The organism is Muricauda brasiliensis (genome assembly GCF_003057865.1).
GTDB classification, from domain to species: Bacteria; Bacteroidota; Bacteroidia; order Flavobacteriales; family Flavobacteriaceae; genus Flagellimonas; species Flagellimonas chongwuensis.
In genome coordinates, this window is the sequence record NZ_QBTW01000053.1 from 1 (window position 1) to 277 (window position 277).

The window sequence follows — 277 nt, forward strand, 5'->3', positions numbered from 1 at the left end:
AATTTTGGATCTTAAAAACTTCTGATATATTAAAGGAATGAACACCTTGGGAGGAATTTGGAGGTTTTCACGTAACAGTTTTGATAGCAGATTTTATCAAGACATTGAAAATTTAGTAGTTTTGATTAATTAAGAGAGATATGAGCGGAACATTGAACAAAGTAATGCTGATAGGGCATTTGGGAGACGAAGTAAAAATGCACTATTTTGAGGGCGGAAACTGTATTGGCAGGTTCCCTTTGGACACCCAAGAAACATATACCAATAGGCAAACCGG

1 protein-coding gene is annotated in these 277 nt (G+C 36.1%); it reads left to right on the plus strand.

The genetic code is table 11. The annotated features are described in order from the left end of the window. Positions 1 to 140: 140 nt before the first annotated feature. On the plus strand, positions 141 to 277 hold a 137-nt coding region (locus DCK90_RS16915; protein ID WP_159075882.1), incomplete at its 3' end, for a single-stranded DNA-binding protein.